Source organism: Streptomyces sp. MK37H, from assembly GCF_018035285.1.
GTDB classification, from domain to species: domain Bacteria; phylum Actinomycetota; class Actinomycetes; order Streptomycetales; family Streptomycetaceae; genus Streptomyces; species Streptomyces endocoffeicus.
Genome location: NZ_JAAAYH010000833.1, coordinates 1 through 1,517 on the forward strand (window position 1 = coordinate 1; position 1,517 = coordinate 1,517).

Here is a 1,517-nt window from a genome sequence, read left to right on the forward strand (position 1 = left end):
GACGAGGCGGACCGAGCAGGCCAAGCACACTGGACGGGCCGGGCGCGCCAGGTGGATCAAACGGACCGCACACGCCAGGTGGACCGGGCGGACCAGGCGGGCCGGGCGCGCCGAGCCCCGGGGACGGCGCCGGGGAGCGGCGGCCCCCGTCGGCGACGCCGTGACGGTGGCCGGATTCGGTGCGGACGGTCCGTCACCGGACGGCCATTCACCGGGTGGCCCGTCACTGGCCCGGCACCGGACGGCCAGTCACCGGGTGGCCCGTCACTGGCCCGGCACCGGACGGTCCGTCACCGGGTGGCCCGTCACTGGACCGGCACCGGACGGTCCGGCCACCGGCGATCTCGGCCTTACCGGGGCGGCACGCTCCGCAGCCGGGGGCGGACCGGCGGCCGCGGCAGCGTCTCGGTCAGCCCAGCCGCGGCGTCGATGACCGTGTTCCGCAGCCCGCGCTCGGGCAGTTTCGCCATCCTGGCCCGCGGGCCCGACAGTACGAGCGCGGCGGAGACCCGCCCCTCGCCGTCCCGGACCGGTACGGCCAGCACATACTCGTCCAGCACCATCACATCCGGCCCGTGCGCCCAGCCGCGCTGCCGGATCAGGGCCAGCTGCGCCGCGTTGAAGCGCGCGCCGCGCAGCCCCGCGTACAGCTCGTCCGGGTCCTCCCAGGCCAGGAGCACCTGGGCGACCGGGCCGGACTTGGCGGGCCGGGCCGTGCCGAGGGGGACCGCGTCCTGCCCGGTGACCGGGTCGGCCGAGCTGGCCACGCAGATGTGCACGGCGTCGCGGCGGCGGTGCACCCGGGCGTTGAGCCCGGTGCGCGCGTGCAGATCGGCCAGCACGCCCTCCGCGAGGTGCTCCAGCCGGTCGCGCGGCTGCCCGGCCGCGGCGTGGCCGATCCTGGCGCCGGGCAGGAACCGGCCGTGGGCGTCCCGGCTCAGCAGCTCGAGCCGTTCCAGGGCCGTGGCGATGCGGTAGACGGTGGGGCGTGGCAGCCCGCTGATCGCCACCACCTGGGCGAGGCTGGCGGGGCGCTGCTCGACCACGCTGAGGATCATGGACGCCTTGTCGAGCACTCCGACGCCGCTCATCGGCAGCGGCCTGGACGCGACGCTCATCGTGCCCGCCCCGTCGGCGTCGGCGCGCCGGTAGACCGGTCCGATCGGCATGTGACTCATGGAGGATTCGCCTTCCGCACGGCGGACACCGGATGGCGCGAGGCTCCGGGGCCGCGCGGCACCGGAATCCCGCACATCGACGGCTCGCAGGTGTGGCAACCGGCCGCCGGGACGGGGCGGGAGCTGCGGCTCGCCGGTCCCCCGCTCTGATGTGCCCCATCCAAATCGAAGGGCCCCGGCACGGGCAACGCCGGAGACAGGAAACTGCCAGGCCCGCCCGCCTCGTCCGGACCGTCCGCGCCCGGACGTCGCCGCCCGCCGGATGACCGGGGCACACCAGGCCCCGCCGGCAGACGGCTACGGGGGTGTCCGGCGGACCACGCGGCGGAGCCGCATGGC

2 protein-coding genes are annotated in these 1,517 nt (G+C 76.7%); one reads left to right on the forward strand and one right to left on the reverse strand.

Annotation, left to right across the window (positions count from 1 at the left end; all coding sequences use genetic code 11):
* Nucleotides 1-350 precede the first annotated feature (350 nt).
* On the reverse strand, nucleotides 351-1,169 hold the full coding sequence (locus GWI24_RS44270) for an IclR family transcriptional regulator (protein ID WP_247617740.1): 819 nt from the start codon (nucleotides 1,167-1,169) through the stop codon (nucleotides 351-353).
* Between GWI24_RS44270 and GWI24_RS44275 the strand changes: the two genes are divergently transcribed.
* Nucleotides 1,170-1,328 (forward strand): hypothetical protein, encoded by a 159-nt coding sequence (locus tag GWI24_RS44275; RefSeq protein WP_198273822.1) that lies wholly within the window; start codon nucleotides 1,170-1,172, stop codon nucleotides 1,326-1,328.
* Nucleotides 1,329-1,517 lie beyond the last annotated feature (189 nt).